Source organism: Hyphomonas oceanitis SCH89 (assembly GCF_000685295.1).
In the GTDB taxonomy this organism is placed as follows: domain Bacteria; phylum Pseudomonadota; class Alphaproteobacteria; order Caulobacterales; family Hyphomonadaceae; genus Hyphomonas; species Hyphomonas oceanitis.
This window is the reverse complement of record NZ_ARYL01000147.1, coordinates 1-714: the sequence shown is the minus strand read 5'-3', so window position 1 is coordinate 714 and position 714 is coordinate 1. Positions and strand designations below refer to the sequence as shown.

1 pseudogene is annotated in these 714 nt (G+C 53.9%); it reads left to right on the top strand.

Features of this window, described 5'->3' with window-relative positions:
- Positions 1-714: pseudogene (locus tag HOC_RS22490) on the top strand (hypothetical protein); the annotation flags it as partial.

Here is a 714-nt window from a genome sequence, read left to right as displayed (position 1 = left end):
CAAATCTCGCCAACCCTGATGATGTGCGCATTGCGATGACGACATACGACACGGCGGTGAATGCTGGCACATATTTCAAGGCGGTGACGAACAAGAACGAGAAGCGCACGATATCGGCAACGTATTGCAGCAAGTATCGGGGAAACGGTACATGCAAAAAATGGAAAACAGCCACCACTTATGTCGATAGTTCCTGCGTGCAGGAACGCGTCGGCTCGCAGGCATTTACAGATGCCGATCCGGGCCCGAATGCCTGGCTGGAGGCGCGCGACCCGGAATATGTTTACGACTCATATAGAAGGAGATGGAGCTGGACATCCATTCCCGATTGCAATGATTTCGGTCCATTGCCGCTGACGCATAACAAGTCTGCCCTGAAGTCCTATATCAATTCGCTGGACGATTATGGCAGCACAGCCGGACACATGGGTGTGGCGTGGGGCTGGTACCTGCTCGCTCCAACCTGGAATTCTGTATGGCCGACAGGTTCGAATGCTCTGCCGTATGATGAGCCGGATGCCGCCAAGGCCATGATCATGATGACCGATGGTGAGTTCAACAAGTATTTCTCAAGCGGTCAGGGCGACTCCTTCGATCAGGCGAAGAAGCAGTGTGACGCCGCGAAGGAAAAGGGTGTCGTGATCTATACGGTGGCCTTCAAGGCCCCCAAGCAGGGTAGGGACATCCTCAGCTATTGTGCCAGTTCGTCAGATT